20 protein-coding genes and 2 pseudogenes are annotated in these 17,148 nt (G+C 48.1%); 16 read left to right on the top strand and 6 right to left on the bottom strand.

Translation table 11 applies throughout. From position 1 onward, the window contains the following. Nucleotides 1-7: 7 nt before the first annotated feature. Nucleotides 8-577 carry a phage repressor protein CI gene (locus tag ACU8XX_RS16250; RefSeq protein ID WP_001047320.1) on the bottom strand — a complete coding sequence of 190 codons (570 nt, stop codon included), beginning with the start codon at nucleotides 575-577 and terminating at the stop codon, nucleotides 8-10. A gap of 125 nt (nucleotides 578-702) precedes the next feature. Here ACU8XX_RS16250 and ACU8XX_RS16245 point away from each other — a divergent pair, with 125 nt between their 5' ends. The 9 genes from ACU8XX_RS16245 (at nucleotide 703) to ACU8XX_RS16205 (ending at nucleotide 6,114) form a co-directional block, all read left to right on the top strand. Continuing rightward, nucleotides 703-924 (top strand): hypothetical protein, encoded by a 222-nt coding sequence (locus ACU8XX_RS16245; protein WP_001247707.1) that lies wholly within the window; start codon nucleotides 703-705, stop codon nucleotides 922-924. 32 nt (nucleotides 925-956) lie between these two features. Continuing rightward, entirely contained in the window at nucleotides 957-1,466 is a 510-nt protein-coding gene (locus ACU8XX_RS16240; RefSeq protein WP_000460891.1) for a phage regulatory CII family protein, read from the top strand. Between the two features lie 7 nt (nucleotides 1,467-1,473). Beyond that, entirely contained in the window at nucleotides 1,474-1,674 is a 201-nt protein-coding gene (locus ACU8XX_RS16235) for a phage filamentation protein Fil family protein (protein ID WP_001504054.1), read from the top strand. Beyond that, complete coding sequence (locus ACU8XX_RS16230; RefSeq protein ID WP_001504055.1) at nucleotides 1,638-1,979, top strand: DUF5347 domain-containing protein; 342 nt, start codon at nucleotides 1,638-1,640, stop codon at nucleotides 1,977-1,979. The genes ACU8XX_RS16235 and ACU8XX_RS16230 overlap by 37 nt, the downstream gene beginning before the upstream one ends. A 67-nt stretch (nucleotides 1,980-2,046) precedes the next feature. Continuing rightward, complete coding sequence (locus tag ACU8XX_RS16225; protein WP_167775766.1) at nucleotides 2,047-2,280, top strand: DUF2732 family protein; 234 nt, start codon at nucleotides 2,047-2,049, stop codon at nucleotides 2,278-2,280. Continuing rightward, complete coding sequence (locus ACU8XX_RS16220) at nucleotides 2,280-2,507, top strand: TraR/DksA family transcriptional regulator (RefSeq protein ID WP_000752610.1); 228 nt, start codon at nucleotides 2,280-2,282, stop codon at nucleotides 2,505-2,507. Before ACU8XX_RS16225 ends, ACU8XX_RS16220 begins: the two co-directional genes overlap by 1 nt. Next, on the top strand, nucleotides 2,504-3,361 hold the full coding sequence (locus ACU8XX_RS16215) for a DNA adenine methylase (RefSeq protein ID WP_047204267.1): 858 nt from the start codon (nucleotides 2,504-2,506) through the stop codon (nucleotides 3,359-3,361). Before ACU8XX_RS16220 ends, ACU8XX_RS16215 begins: the two co-directional genes overlap by 4 nt. Next, nucleotides 3,358-5,772 (top strand): replication endonuclease, encoded by a 2,415-nt coding sequence (locus ACU8XX_RS16210; RefSeq protein WP_240765208.1) that lies wholly within the window; start codon nucleotides 3,358-3,360, stop codon nucleotides 5,770-5,772. Before ACU8XX_RS16215 ends, ACU8XX_RS16210 begins: the two co-directional genes overlap by 4 nt. Before the next feature lie 153 nt (nucleotides 5,773-5,925). After that, a complete protein-coding gene (locus tag ACU8XX_RS16205; RefSeq protein ID WP_001580533.1) occupies nucleotides 5,926-6,114 on the top strand; it encodes a hypothetical protein in 189 nt (62 codons plus the stop codon). A 67-nt stretch (nucleotides 6,115-6,181) separates the two neighbouring features. Here ACU8XX_RS16205 and ACU8XX_RS16200 read toward each other — a convergent pair whose 3' ends face one another. Together ACU8XX_RS16200 and ACU8XX_RS16195 are read right to left on the bottom strand one after the other, a co-directional pair. Then, nucleotides 6,182-6,481: a hypothetical protein gene (locus ACU8XX_RS16200; protein ID WP_001580534.1), complete on the bottom strand. Its 300-nt coding sequence runs from the start codon at nucleotides 6,479-6,481 to the stop codon at nucleotides 6,182-6,184. Between the two features lie 108 nt (nucleotides 6,482-6,589). Then, entirely contained in the window at nucleotides 6,590-7,396 is an 807-nt protein-coding gene (locus tag ACU8XX_RS16195) for a DUF6694 family lipoprotein (protein WP_001580535.1), read from the bottom strand. Nucleotides 7,397-8,084: 688 nt separating this feature from the next. On the opposite strand from ACU8XX_RS16195, the gene ACU8XX_RS16190 reads away from it, so the two are divergent. The 3 genes from ACU8XX_RS16190 to ACU8XX_RS16180 are packed head-to-tail and all read left to right on the top strand — an operon-like array spanning nucleotide 8,085 to nucleotide 9,963. Then, complete coding sequence (locus ACU8XX_RS16190) at nucleotides 8,085-9,152, top strand: hypothetical protein (protein WP_052928646.1); 1,068 nt, start codon at nucleotides 8,085-8,087, stop codon at nucleotides 9,150-9,152. Next, nucleotides 9,149-9,469, top strand: coding sequence for an STAS-like domain-containing protein (locus tag ACU8XX_RS16185; protein WP_042005410.1), 321 nt, complete (start codon nucleotides 9,149-9,151; stop codon nucleotides 9,467-9,469). The genes ACU8XX_RS16190 and ACU8XX_RS16185 overlap by 4 nt, the downstream gene beginning before the upstream one ends. Before the next feature lie 5 nt (nucleotides 9,470-9,474). Beyond that, the gene (locus ACU8XX_RS16180; protein WP_130723475.1) at nucleotides 9,475-9,963 is read left to right on the top strand and encodes a hypothetical protein; all 489 of its coding nucleotides are present in this window, start codon (nucleotides 9,475-9,477) and stop codon (nucleotides 9,961-9,963) included. Between the two features lie 84 nt (nucleotides 9,964-10,047). Here ACU8XX_RS16180 and ACU8XX_RS16175 read toward each other — a convergent pair whose 3' ends face one another. Both ACU8XX_RS16175 and ACU8XX_RS16170 read right to left on the bottom strand, forming a co-directional pair. Next, entirely contained in the window at nucleotides 10,048-11,073 is a 1,026-nt protein-coding gene (locus tag ACU8XX_RS16175; RefSeq protein WP_089571426.1) for a phage portal protein, read from the bottom strand. Next, nucleotides 11,073-12,503 (bottom strand): annotated as a pseudogene (locus ACU8XX_RS16170) (terminase large subunit domain-containing protein); the annotation flags it as partial. The pseudogene ACU8XX_RS16170 and the gene ACU8XX_RS16175, both read right to left, overlap by 1 nt. On the opposite strand from ACU8XX_RS16170, the pseudogene ACU8XX_RS16165 reads away from it, so the two are divergent. The 4 genes and pseudogenes from ACU8XX_RS16165 to ACU8XX_RS16150 all read left to right on the top strand — a co-directional run. Continuing rightward, a pseudogene (locus tag ACU8XX_RS16165) lies at nucleotides 12,499-13,194 on the top strand (phage tail tape measure protein); the annotation flags it as partial. The pseudogenes ACU8XX_RS16170 and ACU8XX_RS16165 overlap by 5 nt on opposite strands. Further along, nucleotides 13,191-13,676 (top strand): phage tail protein, encoded by a 486-nt coding sequence (locus ACU8XX_RS16160; RefSeq protein ID WP_001593255.1) that lies wholly within the window; start codon nucleotides 13,191-13,193, stop codon nucleotides 13,674-13,676. The pseudogene ACU8XX_RS16165 and the gene ACU8XX_RS16160, both read left to right, overlap by 4 nt. After that, a complete protein-coding gene (locus ACU8XX_RS16155) occupies nucleotides 13,673-14,773 on the top strand; it encodes a phage late control D family protein (protein WP_001593256.1) in 1,101 nt (366 codons plus the stop codon). The genes ACU8XX_RS16160 and ACU8XX_RS16155 overlap by 4 nt, the downstream gene beginning before the upstream one ends. Before the next feature lie 90 nt (nucleotides 14,774-14,863). Next, nucleotides 14,864-15,082 carry an ogr/Delta-like zinc finger family protein gene (locus ACU8XX_RS16150; RefSeq protein ID WP_000972391.1) on the top strand — a complete coding sequence of 73 codons (219 nt, stop codon included), beginning with the start codon at nucleotides 14,864-14,866 and terminating at the stop codon, nucleotides 15,080-15,082. Between the two features lie 235 nt (nucleotides 15,083-15,317). Here ACU8XX_RS16150 and ACU8XX_RS16145 read toward each other — a convergent pair whose 3' ends face one another. Next, complete coding sequence (locus ACU8XX_RS16145; RefSeq protein WP_001024876.1) at nucleotides 15,318-17,003, bottom strand: aspartate:alanine antiporter; 1,686 nt, start codon at nucleotides 17,001-17,003, stop codon at nucleotides 15,318-15,320. Between the last annotated feature and the right edge of the window lie 145 nt (nucleotides 17,004-17,148).

Below are 17,148 nucleotides of genomic sequence, written 5' to 3'. Positions count from 1 at the left end.
CCCGGTACTATTTAACATACTTGACTGTTAAACTTATAATTTTACCAATTATTTCAATGTCTTCTATCTTACATTCGAAGGCTCTGTTTCCACCCTCGACGAAGATTCTTCCACCGGGTAAACGAGTAATGTCACGGATCGTTATTTCGCCATCAATACTTATTACCCATTTACCATCACGTATATCATCAAATTCCTTATCACAAATAAATTCAGAATTATTATCTGTGATTACAAAAAGATTCTTGAATGCCGACGGTAGAAATTCTCTATCGAAAATATAAAAACCGTCTTCACACAAGGCCCCATCAGATAATACATATTTAGCAACTTCCATAGTATTTGTATTACCTGAAGTTTGCTTTGAACCATGCCCGGTTGTGAGCCAATTAAGCGAGGTGCCTGTTTCAAGGGCGCACTGGATTACCCATTCTGCTGGGAATGAGTCACGCATGTAGCGTGTGGCGAGTGTACTTTTAGAGATTCCTAAATGATCGCACAACGCCTGTCGAGTCTTGAATCCATAAGCTTCTACCATGCGCTCTATGGCGCCTCGTCCGCCTTTCTCCAAATTCATGGTCACTCCAAGTGAACTTTTATCTTGACGATTTCACTGTGCGATCGTATGTTTATGGTGTTCACAAAATACAAACGATCCGTATTCGTCCTGATTAATCATCATTAAACGAGGAATGTTGCATCATGAGACCTAACATTTCAATCACTCTTACCACGCCTCATGTGACTATTGAACGCTATAGCGAGCTGACAGGGCTATCCATCGATACCATCAATGATATGTTGGCTGATGGACGCCTTATCCGTCACCGTCTGCGCAAAGATAAAAAACGCGAAAAAGTGATGATCAACATAGCAGCAATGACCGTTGATGCGCTTTCAGAATGCAATCTAAACCTTAATTAGTTCGATTCTGAAATACATCAGAGGCATTGACCATGTTTGATTACCAAGTTTCCAAACATCCACATTTTGATGAAGCCTGTCGTGCATTTGCACTGCGCCACAATCTGGTGCAACTGGCAGAACGTGCAGGCATGAATGTGCAGATTCTGCGGAACAAGCTGAACCCAGCTCAGCCTCATTTATTAACCGCACCAGAAATCTGGCTGCTTACCGATCTGACTGAAGATTCAACGCTGGTAGATGGTTTTCTGGCACAGATTCATTGTCTGCCATGTGTACCGATTAATGAGGTGGCAAAAGAGAAACTGCCACATTACGTCATGAGTGCAACCGCAGAGATCGGGCGTGTTGCTGCAGGTGCGGTGTCTGGCGATGTAAAAACCTGTGCCGGTCGTCGTGATGCTATCAGCAGCATTAACTCTGTAACACGACTGATGGCGCTGGCGGCTGTTTCATTGCAGGCCCGTTTACAGGCTAATCCTGCGATGGCGAGTGCAGTTGATACCGTGACTGGCCTCGGTGCTTCATTTGGTTTGCTGTGAGGTGCTTATGCTGACGAAAGAACCATCATTTGCATCGCTGCTGGTTAAACAAAGCCCGGCAATGCATTACGGTCACGGCTGGATCATGGGGGAGGATGGTAAACGCTGGCATCCGTGCCGTTCACAAGATGAATTGCTGGCAGAACTATCTACGAAAAAACGGGGGAACAAATGGCTATTGAAGGCACTGCAGCAACTGTTCCATTAAGCCCCGGTGAACGCCTGAATGGACTTAATCACATTGCGGAGTTAAGGGCGAAAGTTTTTGGCCTGAATATTGAGTCAGAGCTTGAGCGGTTTATTAAAGATATGCGTGATCCATGGGATATCAATAATGAACAAAATAAAAGGGCACTGGCTGCCATATTCTTTATGGCAAAAATTCCAGCTGAACGTCATAGCATCAGCATTAATGAGCTGACCACTGACGAAAAGCGGGAGTTGATTAAAGCAATGAATCATTTTCGTGCAGTGGTGAGCTTATTTCCCAGACGGCTAACCATGCCGAATTAACCAACTAATGAAATTAATGGCGTAAACCCGCCGGGCATCCCTTTATCTAAATTCAGGAGAATTGATTATGCGTAATATTGAAACCCTCATGACTAAAACCGGACCGGATGACGCAGGGCTTAATATTTTACTGACAGAGGCTCGTCTGGAAGAACGCCGGGCAAGGGCTGAAGCAATGGCTGCTCGCCTTGATAGCCTGGCGTGTTATATCTCATCCCGCCAGCTAAACCACGTGGAAGCGGCAGAACTGCTGCGCGTGACTGCTGAAGCAATCCAGAACGAAGCGCAGGAGATCCACTAATGGCTGATGCAATGGATCTCGTACAGCAGCGCGTTGAAGAAGAACGCCAGCGCCATATCCGTGCAGCCCGTGCCAAATCACCGGGCGTGTCACGCGTACTTTGCATTGAATGTGAAGCGCCAATTCCGCCAGCACGACGCCGCGCCATTCCGGGAGTGCAGCTTTGCATTACCTGTCAGGAAATCGCAGAACTGAAAGGCAAACATTACAACGGAGGTGCTGTATGAGCACCATCCTGAAATGGGCGGGAAATAAAACCGCCATTATGCCAGAACTGAAAAAATACCTTCCTGCTGGCCCGCGACTGGTTGAACCTTTCGCGGGTTCCTGTGCTGTGATGATGGAAACGGATTATCCCAGCTATCTGGTTGCGGATATTAATCCTGATTTAATCAACCTCTATAAAAAGGTTGCCGCTGATTGTGAATCGTTTATATCTCGCGCCAGAGTTTTATTTGAGATCGCAAACAGGGAGGTGGCTTATTACAACATAAGGCAGGAGTTTAACTGCTCAACTGAAATTACTGATTTCATGAAAGCGGTATATTTCCTGTATCTCAATCGTCACGGTTACCGTGGTTTATGTCGCTATAACAAGAGCGGGCATTTCAACATTCCCTACGGTAATTATAAAAATCCGTATTTCCCTGAAAAAGAACTTCGCACATTTGCAGAAAAAGCCCAGCGAGCAACGTTTATCTGCGCCAGCTTTGATGAAACGCTGACGATGTTGAAGGCGGGAGATGTGGTGTATTGCGATCCGCCATATGACGGTACGTTTTCCGGTTATCACACTGATGGTTTCACTGAAGATGACCAGTATCACCTGGCATCCGTTCTTGAACATCGGTCATCAGAAGGACATCCGGTCATTGTTTCTAACAGTGACACATCCCTGATCCGTTCGCTGTATCGCAATTTTACTCACCACTATATCAAGGTAAAACGCAGCATCGGTGTGGCAGCTGGCGAGGGTAAATCAGCAACAGAAATCATTGCTGTTTCCGGGCCGCGCTGCTGGATGGGATTTGATTATTCGCGTGGCGTGGATAGTTCTGCCGTGTACGGAGTACGTGCATGAGTCATGCCGATATGAACAACTGCTGCGGCTTTAACGAGGCTGCCGCAGCATTCTCATGGAACAGCCCGAAAAAGGCCATTAACCCTTATCTGGACCCGGCGGAAGTTGCGCCGGTTTCTACGCTTTCAAACCTGATCACTCTGTACGCTGCCGATAACGAGCAGGAACAGTTGCGCCGCGAGGCACTGAGTGATCAGGTCTGGGAGCGTTATTTCTTTAATGAATCACGTGATCCTGTCCAGCGCGAAATGGAGCAGGATAAGCTCATTAGCCGGGCAAAGCTGGCGCATGAGCAGCAGCGTTTTAATTCAGACATGGTCATTCTGGCGGACGTCAACGCCCAGCCTTCCCATATCAGCAAGCCGCTGATGCAACGTATTGAATACTTCAGCAGCCTGGGCAGGCCAAAGGCTTATTCCCGCTATTTACGTGAGACGATTAAGCCATGTCTGGAACGACTGGAGCATGTACGCGACAGTCAGCTATCTGCATCTTTTCGCTTTATGGCAAGCCATGAAGGGCTGGACGGCCTGCTGATCCTGCCTGAAATGAGTCAGGATCAGGTGAAACGCCTGTCCACCCTGGTAGCTGCGCATATGAGTATGTGCCTTGATGCAGCTTGTGGTGATTTGTATGCCACCGATGACGTTAAGCCAGAAGAAATCCGCAAGACATGGGAAAAGGTGGCAGCGGAAACCCTGCGTCTGGATGTCATCCCACCTGCGTTTGAGCAACTCCGTCGGAAAAGAAACCGCCGCAAACCCGTGCCCTATGAACTCATTCCGGGTTCGCTGGCGCGTATGTTGTGCGCCGACTGGTGGTATCGGAAATTATGGAAGATGCGTTGCGAATGGCGGGAAGAGCAGTTGCGCGCTGTTTGCCTGGTCAGCAAAAAAGCATCTCCTTATGTCAGCTATGAAGCCGTGATGCATAAACGTGAGCAGCGCCGTAAGTCGCTGGAGTTTTTCCGTTCTCATGAACTGGTGAACGAAGACGGCGACACGCTGGACATGGAGGATGTGGTAAACGCCAGCAGCAGCAACCCTGCGCATCGCCGCAATGAGATGATGGCCTGTGTTAAAGGTCTGGAGCTTATCGCGGAAATGCGCGGTGACTGCGCCGTTTTCTACACTATCACCTGTCCGTCGCGTTTCCATTCCACGCTAAATAACGGCAGACCAAACCCGACCTGGACAAACGCGACGGTAAGACAAAGCAGCGATTATCTGGTCGGCATGTTTGCTGCATTTCGTAAGGCGATGCACAAAGCCGGGTTGCGCTGGTATGGCGTGCGGGTGGCTGAGCCGCATCATGATGGCACAGTTCACTGGCACCTGTTGTGTTTCATGCGCAAAAAAGACCGCCGTGCCATCACTGCATTACTGCGTAAGTTTGCCATCCGTGAAGACCGCGAGGAGCTGGGCAATAACACTGGGCCGCGCTTTAAGTCTGAGTTGATTAACCCGCGCAAAGGAACGCCGACAAGCTACATCGCGAAATATATCAGTAAGAACATTGACGGTCGTGGTCTGGTTGGCGAGATCAGCAAGGAAACGGGTAAATCTCTGCGTGATAACGCTGAATACGTGAATGCCTGGGCGTCTCTGCATCGTGTTCAGCAATTCCGCTTCTTTGGTATTCCGGGGCGTCAGGCTTACCGTGAACTTCGCTTGCTGGCTGGTCAGGCGGCAAGGCAACAGGGTGACAAAAAAGCAGGTGCGCCGGTACTGGATAACCCGCGTCTTGATGCCATTCTGGCTGCTGCTGATGCTGGTTGTTTTGCCACCTACATCATGAAACAGGGCGGCGTACTGGTTCCCCGTAAATATCACCTCATCAGAACCGCTTATGAAATCAACGAAGAGCCGACCGCCTATGGCGATCACGGCATTCGTATTTATGGCATCTGGTCACCCATTGCAGAGGGCAAGATCTGCACTCATGCAGTGAAGTGGAAAATGGTTCGTAAAGCCGTTGACGTTCAGGAGGCGGCAGCCGACCAGGGCGCTTGCGCCCCTTGGACTCGTGGCAATAACTGTCCCCTTGCTGAAAATTTGAACCAACATGAGAAAGATGAATCAGCAGATGGGGATACCAGAACGGACATTACCTGCATGGATGACAAGGAATTGCACGATTACCTGCACAGTATGAGCAAAAAAGAGCGCCGGGAACTGGCAGCAAGATTGCGCCTGGTTAAACCGAAACGGCGTAAAGACTACAAACAGCGAATTACAGAGTATCAGCGTCAGCAGCTCGTCTATGAACTGAAGTCCAGAGGATTTGATGGCAGCGAGAAAGAGGTCGATTTGCTCCTTTGCGGTGGCAGTATTCCGTCAGGAGCAGGCCTGCGTATCTTCTATCGGAACCAGCGTTTGCAGGAAGATGATAAGTGGCGGAACCTGTATTAATCACGCGGGTTAACAATTCGTGCTCTTAATAATACCAGGCATATCAGGCTGATGAACGTAAAAAAACGTTTTACATCAGTAAGATTATTATATACTGTAAATATAAACAGTGGTTATATGTACAGTATTGCGTATGGTGTTATAGGAGGAAAGATGCAGGACTATTTTTTGGAGTCTTTGAAGCTCCAGCGCATTGATTTTTTTCTTAAGCTTGTAGCGGCTAGTGAGTGTAGTGATGAAGAGAAGGGGCTAGCTCTGCAGTGGGTTTCTGAATTGACTGATGAGTTGATGGCGAAAATTCGAAGCCATGAATACAGTAGGTCGATGGATGTAATCAGTTGAGCTTGTTTCGTTAGGACTTGATAAGGGAACCGAAAAGGGGCATTAAGCCCCTTTCTCATAAGTTGATTTAGTTGTTACCCAAAGAGCCGGCCATGGCTGCATATTTAATTTCTTCGCTGGGTATTTCAGGATGTAGTTGAATTTGCCTGATGATATAGCCAGGAACTTCTTCACTCCACAGTTTCGCCGCGTCCTTACAGACCTTATACGCGAAGTCTCTATTCTCAAAGGCATAGGATTTTCCGTATGCATATTGCTGACAGGCATGAACATAAGCTCCGAAGTCGCCGTCTTTATCTGGCAAAGCACATCCAGCTAAGGCTATGATGATTGCTACTAACGTAAAGGAGAAAGTTATACGTTTCATGGTCTCTTTCTAAGCGTTTAGCATTATTTAACTAAGGGGTATCTGCCGTGATTTGGTAGTCCCTGATATATATTCTCAGGGACTATGCTGAAGTAGCTTTAATTTTGATTATTTAGAAAGGTACTTATCTCTAAGTTGATTCAGTCTGTCAGCATCGCGTTCTGAAAACTCGGCGTCACCATAGATCGATTTCCCATCTGCGTCTTCAAGGCCAATGACTGTGACGGTAAATATAGCATCAGCCGGAACTTTAAGTTTTCCCCAATCAGAGTATCTATTAGGGGCTAATTTCCAGTTGGCTTTCTCACCTGGTTCCAGACCTCCAGAAATTTTATAGTTGAAGACGTCAGAGAACCAAGGGACGCTTCTTCCTGGGCTGGCAATAACTCCTTTGAAGAATACTCTGGCAACCGCTTTGTCTGTTCCGTTTTCAACGCTAATATCCAGAATTGGCTGATCATTGCCGTAATCCTCTTTCTGGAAATAAAAACGGGAACGTTCGACCTTGAAGGCTTTCATTTTTTCCGCAGCCTGTGTTGCAGAGGTTTGTTTGGCTTCCAGTTCTTTTATTTCTTGCAGAGCCTGTTCTTTCTCTCTCTTCTCACGCTCAAGGCGAATAGTTTGTGCGTAATTTATAACCTCATCACCAGTTTTACCTTCCAACGCTGACTTAATTTTTGTTTCGTAGACGTCCCCAGAAGACGTTCCAGCCTGCATTAGCTCTCTCATGTTGATTTGGCTAAAGGCAACGACTTTAACTGCATCATCAAACTGAGCTTTTTTATCTGCAGGTAAGGACTCTCTTACTTTTTGAATGGACTCTTTCATCGACTGATCGCTTGATGCATCGATCTTCGGTTTGTCACAAGCAGTAAGCAGCAGAGCAAAAGCAATTACGCCAGTTAATTTCTTCATATCCCTATCCCAATCGTAAAAAAACAAGGCTAATCCTAACAGGATTAGCGGGCATGACAAACTCATAGCCATATAGGTGTGCTGTATAAATTAGCGGGATGAGAAAGCCTGCACAGACCCTCATGTTGAAACTTGATTTTAGCTCAAAAGAGCTGACACTAAATAACTGCGCGGAATAATGCTCCACTTTCGGTTAGCCCTTGGCCCTTGCTGGGTAAGGCGTGGGGCCGTTTTCTTCGCCTGATCCTGCTGTATCTGGCCTACAGTATGTTGTCCTTACGCGACATGCCACATGTCAGTAAACGGCAGGTGTAGCAGTATTAGACGCAGCTATTTAGTGTGTATTAAGCTGGCTCATATTTATGACTGGTTTCAAGGTTTGACCGATTTTCATGTCATGCATGTCTATGCTGCATGGGTTCGCATGATCGTTTGAGGATCGGTTTGGCTAAGACATGCCAGAACTGGCGGGCTTTTGCTCATGTCATGCAGGTGCATGAAAACTACTACATAAAGCGGGCAGGCGTGGCGGGGATACGAGCGCGCGCAAGGTATAGAAACAGTCGTTTGTTTACAAACAGATACTATGATTTTCAATGTTCTTTCAAATTGTTGCTTTAAGATAGCAGGTAGATGTTTGTAGTTGTTGCGTGAACTGATAAGCTTCAACAACTATCGAGGAAAGGATATGAAGCGGCTAACTGAAGAACAAATTGAACATTCTTTGATCAGAGCAAGGAAGATTGCGAAGCGGGAGTCAAGAAAGCTTTCTGGTGGAAGACGGATGCTACAGCCCATGCGGGTATTCTCTCGTGTGAGAATACCCGCGCCTGCGTCATTGGACTTATTTAATACTAAAAATTACAAACTATTTATAGAGTTTATCACTTTAATCAGAGATTACATCAATGATGGTGAGAAAATTTTAATAGATTTCAGAAATACAAAATCTCTGAAAGCATGTGCAGTAATCGTATTGTATGCACATATTGACTTTTTACAAAGGCAAACAAAAGATAAAAATATAATTTCTATTACTACGTGCGGTTCATCCAGGGCAAATAACTGGTTTAAAATATGTGGTATTTGGGGGATTACAGGGTTTCAGCGTATAGCTGCAGATAAGCTTAATTCAATGGAAATTGTTTCCGCTGTTGCAGGCAAAACTAGAGATGATCATGAAAGTGCCGAAGCAAGACAAAAAATTAAAAATATTCTACGTTATATAAAAGATACCATTTATGAAGGTAAGATTTCCGCTTCGGATGGTGTGAAATTATATGCAGCCTTAACTGAATCTATTAGCAATGTTGGTCTACATGCGTATTCAAATGAAGAACAGTTCTCTGAATTTATTGAGGACATTGGTAAAAGATGGTGGATATTGGCACACAAAGTCGAAGAACAACTATTTTTGATGGTGTATGATATGGGAGAAGGTATCCCAGTTACATTGGTTAAAAAAGACTTTTTCACATTTATCGCTCAGATATTTAATCCTAAGACGGATTCTGATAAAATATTCGCGGCTGTACAGTATGGTGAGACAAGAATGAATAGTCAGAAGCATGGTAAAGGATTACCTGATATGAAAAGGTATGTTGTAGATAACCCTGAGGGGCAGTTACATATTTTTAGTGGAATGGGACGATATTCTTATGATGCTGAAAATAATGTTGAAGATAAATTTGATCTGCCATACTCCATAGGTGGAACCCTTATTCAATGGAATGTAAGTTTGAGAGGTGCTGAATGAAAATCAAAGAGATACATGTTGCTGAAGATTTTTCAGATGTTCCCTATGGCCGCTATGATGAGGATGGTCCTGATAATGGACAACGTTTCCGTGAAAAGTATCTTTTGAAAGCCATCCAAGATTATGATGAGGTGCACGTGTACCTTGATGGTGCTATGGGTTATGGTTCTTCATTCTTGGAAGAGGCGTTTGGTGGACTTTATAGAACAAATAATATAGATAAAGCTATAATTAGGAAAAAATTAAAAATATTTACTGATTTGGATTTCCTCAAGGATAGTATATGGGGATATATTTCTGATGCTAAAAAGGAGTGATGTTCATGGATGAACTTCCGGTTTATCTGCGGTTATTACAATACCTTGCTAGTTCAGGTGTGATTGCAATTCTAACAGCCTTGATTGGTTGGGTTTTTGTTTATAGAAACTCCCGTGCGTTGCAAAAGAGGAGTGAAACATGGGCAATTGTAAAAAATGTTTCAGATAATTTAAAGGAAATTGAATCTGCATCAAGAAAGTTTTGGATACCGGGAGATTCAAAAGAAATTGATGCAATGTCATTTCAAAATGAGATAACAGCACTTCTTGCGGAGACCGAGCGGTGGTTGAATCATCTAAAACAACGCATTAATATCGAAGGTGACTATAAACCTTTGATTGCTGATTTATTCAAAGATGCTACATCTAATATTGAAAAAGCACAGGAGTATGATAAAAGTCAAAGGACAAGAATTAGTGTATTAGTGTCAAAAAGGGCGAAAATAATTAAATCTCTAATTGATGAGTCTTATCAGAAAAAATTCTTAAAGTGATAATTTGTTACGGCACGGTAGTGCCGTAGTTTTTTTCTTATTATGTGTTGAGCGATGGATGTCCTATTAAGTTATGTAAATGTATCAGAATGAATATATTTCAAATTCTATTATTTTTTTATCAAGCCATTCATTTATCTCTCCTAAGCGTTTTTGTAATGGTATAAGTTCGTTTCGTACAAACACTTTACTTGCTTTCTCCACATCCCCAAACCCCCCAACATTATTCGGCATAATCCCCATCATTTGCGGCGGCACGCGGTGCGCTGCCATCATGTCATCCCGACTCACGTTCTTGATGTTAAGAAATTCATCCTTCGCCGCGACTTCTGACAATGGGATGATCTGAAGCCCGTCTTTTTTGCCGTTAGGTGAGTACATAAACAGGTTGCGGAAGTTGCCTGGACCTTTGGCGCTTTTCATCGCGTTGCGGAGGTTGTTCACATCCTCCTGATTCTGCGCGGCATCGGTCATGTACATGATGAAGCCTGCATGGCTGCCGTTGATGTAATACTTACGGCGGAACAACGTGGCGGACTCGTTGAGCAGGGCTGACGGAATGGCAGAAAGATAACCGGGCAGGCCGTAGATCTCCTGGTTGATATCCGGTTCCATCAGATGAAAGATGCTGCCTTTCGTGAACTGATACGGCTGCGTAGTCATGCCGTATTGCACAAACCAGTAGGTATCCAGGTCTAACCCGCGTCGGGTGTATTTTGCCAGCGCAGGTTCAAGGGCGATAACTTCACCGAAGCGGTTCGTGCGTTTCTCCAGGTAGGCGTTACCAAATACCAGATAGTCCTGCACAAAACGTGAAAAAGCCTGCTGGCTGAGCAGTGGGTGAGGGATATAGGTGCTGGTCAGAATGTTGCACTTTACTGCAATCGGTGAGCTGTGGTGTACGGCGGCGCGGAATGTTCGCGCCAGGCCGTCGAAACTCACAGGCGGCTCATACCAGCGGTCCATCTGTACGCATTCCACATAGTCCAGCAGTTCGCGACGGTCCAGAACAGGAACGGGATCGCCGAAGCTGAATGCTTCGGCTGAAGTCTGGCTTTTATGCTGGATCTGATTCATCGCCGCTGCGCGGTTTTTCTTACTCTTTCCCATCAAAAAATCTCCACAATATTGCTGGTATTGGCGGATTCGCCCTGCAGCGGTTCGTTAAACAGTGCGTGCATCGTTGCCCATGCCAGATCGGCGTGGCTGGCTTCTTCGCTGCGGCTGGCTTCATAGGTCGGGCGGTTGCCACTGGCGGTGGTGGAGCGACGGATTGCCATAAAGGACTGCGCTATGTCGGTGTGTCCGGCGTCAAACTCCAGACGGCGGTGGCTGATAATGTCGTAGGCCTTGAGTACCAGGGCGTTTTTAACGTTGGGGTTGTAGACAAACTCCCGGACGGCAGGAAAGAACGCTTTCACGTTCTCGTAAACCCCGTGACCAACGCCGGTTGAGTCGATGCCGATGTAGGTCACGTTGTACTGCTCGGTCAGTTTTTTGATTGCGTCCGCCTGGGCACGGAAGTCCATCCCGCGCCACTGGTGACGCTCGAGAATGCGAAACTTACCGCCTGGCACGGCTGGCGGTGCCACCACCACGCATCCGGCGCTGTCGCCGTTCTGCGTACCTTTTGCCGGGTCATAACCGATCCACACTTCGCGCCAGCCAAATGGGCGCAGGGCCAGAGCATGAAAGTCGGTCCAGACTTCCCAACTGTCCACCATGCACGCCTGCAGCTCGCTGAGCGGAAACACGGACGCGAGATCGTCCACAAACTCGCACATCAGCAGGTTCTGGTATTCGTCCGGGCTGTACTCCATGCGCAACTGGTCAAGGTCGAACAGGTTACAGCCGCCGCGCACCGCATCTTCCACGGTGACTATCTGGCGGTATTGCCCGTCGGCGCACAGCTGGCCGGGGGCCAGATTGCTGTGGGACAGGTCGATGTCCACCTTATCGGCTTTGTTGCGCCCACGGTTGAACAGCGCACCGGACCAGAACGGATAAGCACTATGAGTCAGGCTGGATGGCGTGGAAAAATAGGTTTGTCGCCATTTCTTGTGAATAGCCATACCGGAAGCCACTTTGCGCAGCTCCTGGAATTTCGGTATCCAGAAATATTCATCCAGATACAGGTTGCCGTGATAACTCTGGGCAGTGCGGGCATTGGTGCCGAGGAAGTAAAGCGTGGCCCCGTTAGGAAGCACCATCGGATCGCCTTTCAGCTCCACCTCCACTTCTTTGGCGAAGTCGATGATGTACTGCTTAAAGACGTGGGCCTGAGCCTTGCTGGCGGAAAGGAAAATCTGGTTACGCCCGGTTAGCAGGGCGTCAATCAGGGCTTCACGGGCAAAATAGAAGGTCGCGCCGATCTGGCGTGACTTCAGCAGGTTGCGGATGCGGTTGGTTTTTCCGGCTTCCCACCAGTGGCGCTGGTAGTTGAACATGGAGGAATGGAAGATTTCTTCCAGCTTCTCAATCTGTTCATCGGTGAAAACGTTCTTTTCCGGCTGACGGCGCGGGCCTTTGTTACGGTTGACGCCCGTTAAGTCGACCTCTGCCGAACTGCAGAGTGCAGCGGCAATGGGGCGGAGATTCGGGGAGGCACTGGCGGAAGGGCTGAATATGGTCATGCATCCGCTGGACTCCCTGAAATCCGGCGTTTCCTGGTTGCTGGAGAAGCTCGGCATTGTCAGTAAAGAGGCCGCAAAGGCAAAACTGCCGGAAAGCGTGACGCGTCAGCAACCTGCGACGGTGAATGCAGACGGTAAAGTGATGATGCCATCGGGTGGTTTTCCATCATGGGGATATGGCTTTGCGGGGATGTATGACAGCGGCGGGTATATCCCGCGCGGGCAGTTTGGCATCGTCGGTGAAAACGGGCCGGAAATTGTTAACGGCCCGGCAAATGTGACTAGCCGGAGAAATACAGCTGCACTGGCTGCCGTTGTTGCCGGAATGATGGGCGTTGCTGCCGCACCAGCAGAGCTTCCACCGTTGCACCCTTTGGCACTTCCCGCGAAAGGTGGAGAAGCAATTGTGAGTCGCGCAGCCACTGTGCCGCCCGTTTACAGGATTGAGGCACCGACGCAGATCATCATCCAGACGCAGCCAGGACAAAGTGCGCAGGATATTGCGCGGGAGGTGGCCCGCCAGCTTGATGAACGTGAACGCAGGTTGAAGGCAAAAGCCAGGAGTAACTACAGCGATCAGGGGGGATACGACGCATGATGATGGTGCTGGGATTGTACGTGTTTATGCTGCGCACCGTGCCGTATCAGGAGCTGCAGTATCAACGCAACTGGCGACATGCGGCAAACAGCCGGGTAAACCGACGTCCGTCCACGCAGTTTCTGGGACCGGACAACGACATGCTGACGCTTTCCGGTGTTCTTATGCCGGAGATAACAGGTGGCAGGCTGTCGCTGCTGGCGCTGGAGCAGATGGCAGAACAGGGGAAAGCATGGCCCCTGATTGAAGGCAGCGGCACGATTTATGGCATGTATGTGATTGAGGGACTGAATCAGACTAAAACGGAGTTTTTCCGCGACGGTATGCCGCGCCGGATTGAGTTCACCCTGTCGCTCAAACGGGTGGATGAATCCCTGTCCGATATGTTCGGTGATCTCAGTGCGCAACTGAATAATCTGCAGGACATGGCAACGTCTGCTTTAAGCGATATCAGTAAAACGGTGGGAGGGCTGCTGTCGTGAATTTCAGCTCTGAACTGCTTAACAAAGGCAACAAAACTCCCGCATTCAGCATCAGTATTGAGGGCAGGGATATCACCACTGTGCTGGATAACCGCCTGATGAGTTTGACGCTGACGGACAATCGGGGCTTTGAAGCGGACCAGCTTGATCTGGAGCTGGACGACGCCGACGGAAAAATCGTGCTGCCGCGCCGTGGTGCGGTCATTACGCTGGCGCTGGGCTGGAAGGGGCAGCCGCTTTTCCCGAAAGGGACATTCACGGTGGACGAGATTGAACACACTGGCGCACCGGACCGCCTGACTATCCGGGCGCGAAGTGCTGATTTTCGTGAAACGCTGAATACCCGCCGTGAAAAGTCGTGGCACAAGACCACCGTTGGGGAAGTGGTGAAGGAAATAGCTGCGCGGCACAAACTGAAGATGGCATTGGGTAAAGACCTGTCAGATAAAACCGTGGAACATTTAGACCAGACCAATGAGAGTGACGGCAGTTTTCTGATGCGGCTGGCGCGCCAGTACGGTGCTATTGCGTCGGTGAAAAATGGCAATCTGTTATTCATCCGACAGGGACAGGGTAAAAGCGCCAGCGGTAAACCACTACCGGTGATCACTATCACACGTAAGGACGGCGACAGTCACCGCTTTACCCTGGCAGATCGCGGAGCTTACACGGGCGTAATTGCCAGCTGGTTGCATACTCGCGAACCCTCGAAGAAAGAAAGCACCACGGTGAAGCGTAAGCGCAGGACTAAGAAGCAGACGAAAGAGCCGGAAGCGAAGCAGGGCGATTACCTGGTGGGTACGGATGAAAACGTGCTGGTACTTAATCGCACTTATGCCAACCGGAGCAACGCCGAACGAGCGGCGAAAATGCAGTGGGAACGCCTGCAACGCGGCGTTGCGTCATTCTCGCTACAACTGGCGGAAGGTCGGGCAGATCTCTACACGGAAATGCCAGTGAAAGTCAGTGGTTTTAAACAGCCGATAGATGATGCGGAATGGACCATTACGACTCTGACACATACCGTCAGCCCGGATAACGGTTTTACGACCAGTCTGGAGCTTGAAGTGAGGATTGATGATTTCGAAATGGAATGATTCTTCGCAATGGAGAACTTTTAAGTTTGCAAAATGGAATAATACGGTATCATTATTGTGAATTTAGCAAAAATGGGGAGAACTCGAAAAATGATGATTTGCCCACTGTGTGGAAGTGCCGCCCATACTCGCAGCAGTTTTCAGGTATCTTCATTGACCAAAGAGCGTTACAACCAGTGCCAGAACATTAACTGCAGCCATACTTTTGTTACCCATGAAACTTTTGTTCGTTCGATTGCAACGCCAAAAGAGTCAAATCCGGTTCAGCCGCATCCAATGAAATCAGGACAGGTGGCGCTCTCTCTTTGACGCTGCCGCCATTTTGTCGCCATCGTTAAAAAGCAGTGCTTCTAACATCATGATTTTAAAAGGTATAAATTTCAGGCAACAAAAAACCCATCAACCTTGAACCGAAATGGCGGGGTTGATGGGCTCCACAAAATGGGGACATCAAAGAAAAGCAGTGGCACTAATTAAGACTGATGCCCTGCGGAAAAGTTCTGCGGTTGTGCAAAAAAATTTCATTTTCAGGGCAACTTCAGTTTTATCCTAATCCTGGCCATACCATGACGATGATTGTCCCTGCCAGCGTCAGCAGGACGTTGGCGATTGCATAGGTGCCCGCATAGCCCAGCGCCGGGATGTTACTGCGAGCTGTATCACTGATGATCTCCATTGCCGGCGCGCAGGTACGTGCGCCCATCATTGCGCCGAACAACAGCGCGCGGTTCATTCGCAATACATAAGCACCGAACAAGAAACAGATAACCACGGGCACCAGACTGACAATCAATCCGGCAATCAACATCTGACCGCCAATCGCGCCCAGGCCGTTATTAATACCGCTACCGGCGCTCAGACCAACGCCTGCCATAAACACCATCAAGCCGAACTCTTTCACCATGCTTAATGCACCCTGCGGAATGTAACCGAAGGTCGGGTGGTTAGCACGCATAAAGCCCAGCATAATTCCGGCGAATAACAACCCGGCAGCGTTCCCCATGCCGAAACTGAATGTGCTGAACTGGAAGGTGATCATCCCGATCATCAGCCCAATAACAAAGAAGGCGCAAAATGCCAGCAGGTCAGTGACCTGGCTGTGAATCGAGATAAAGCCGATGCGATCGGCGATGGTTTTTACGCGACGGGCATCACCGCTGACTTGTAAAACGTCACCTTTGTTAAGCACGACGTTGTCATCTATCGGCATCTCAATCTGGCTACGAATGACGCGGTTAAGGAAGCAACCGTGATCGGTCAACTTCAGTTGTGCGAGACGTTTACCTACAGCGTTATGGTTTTTAACGACCACTTCTTCAGTGACGATACGCATGTCGAGAAGGTCACGATCGAAAACTTCTTTACCGTTACGGAAGCTGGGATCGAGTCGGGCATGGGCGTCGGGATAGCCTACCAACGCTATTTCATCGCCCATTTGTAGCACGGCATCACCGTCTGGATTTGCCAGAATCCCGTTACGTCGAATACGTTCAATGTAGCAGCCGGTTTGTCGATAAATACCCAGTTCACGCAGATTTTTGCCGTCGGTCCAGGCCACCAGCTCCGGGCCGACGCGATAGGCGCGGATCACCGGTAAATAAACCTTACGGTTGGCATCAGTGTCCAGGCCACGTTCGCGGGCGATTTGCTGGGCGCTGGTCTGTAAGTCCTGATGCTGCAATTTCGGCAAGTAACGCGCACCAACAATCAAACTCACCAGACCGATTAAATAGGTTAAGGCATACCCGAGGCTCAGATTATCCAGTGCCAGTGAGAGCTGCCTGCTTTCCATGCCGGAATGACGCAGTGTATCGCCAGCACCGACCAGAACCGGTGTCGACGTCATAGAGCCTGCTAACATACCGGCCGTCAGGCCAATATCCCAGCCAAACAGCTTACCTAACCCTAAGGCGATCACCAGCGCACTGCCAACCATCACCAGTGCTAACATTAGGTAATTTTTCCCATCGCGAAAAAAAATGGAAAAAAAGTTCGGTCCGGCTTCAACCCCAACACAGAAAATAAACAGCATAAAGCCAAGATTAAGCGCATCGGTGTTAATGCTGAAATGTTGTTGGCCTAATAACAGCGATACGACTAAAACGCCAATGGAATTACCCAGTTGGATCGAACCAAGTCGTAACTTTCCGAGACATAGCCCAAGCGCGAGGACCACAAATAATAACAGAATGTAATTCCCATTTAACAATTCGGCGACGTTTATATTCACGGAGGCTAACTTCTTGTTTACTAGTAAGCTGTTGAAAGAAATGGTAATTTACGATAATGTTTTTTACCAGAATTCAGGGCGCAGATTCATTCAGCGCACCTAAACGATAGTAAAGTAACAATATATTTTACTAGTGTAATCACAT

The organism is Escherichia sp. MAL-1 (genome assembly GCF_052948035.1).
Note: the sequence above shows the minus strand (reverse complement) of the source record. Positions and strands in the feature narration are given on the sequence as shown.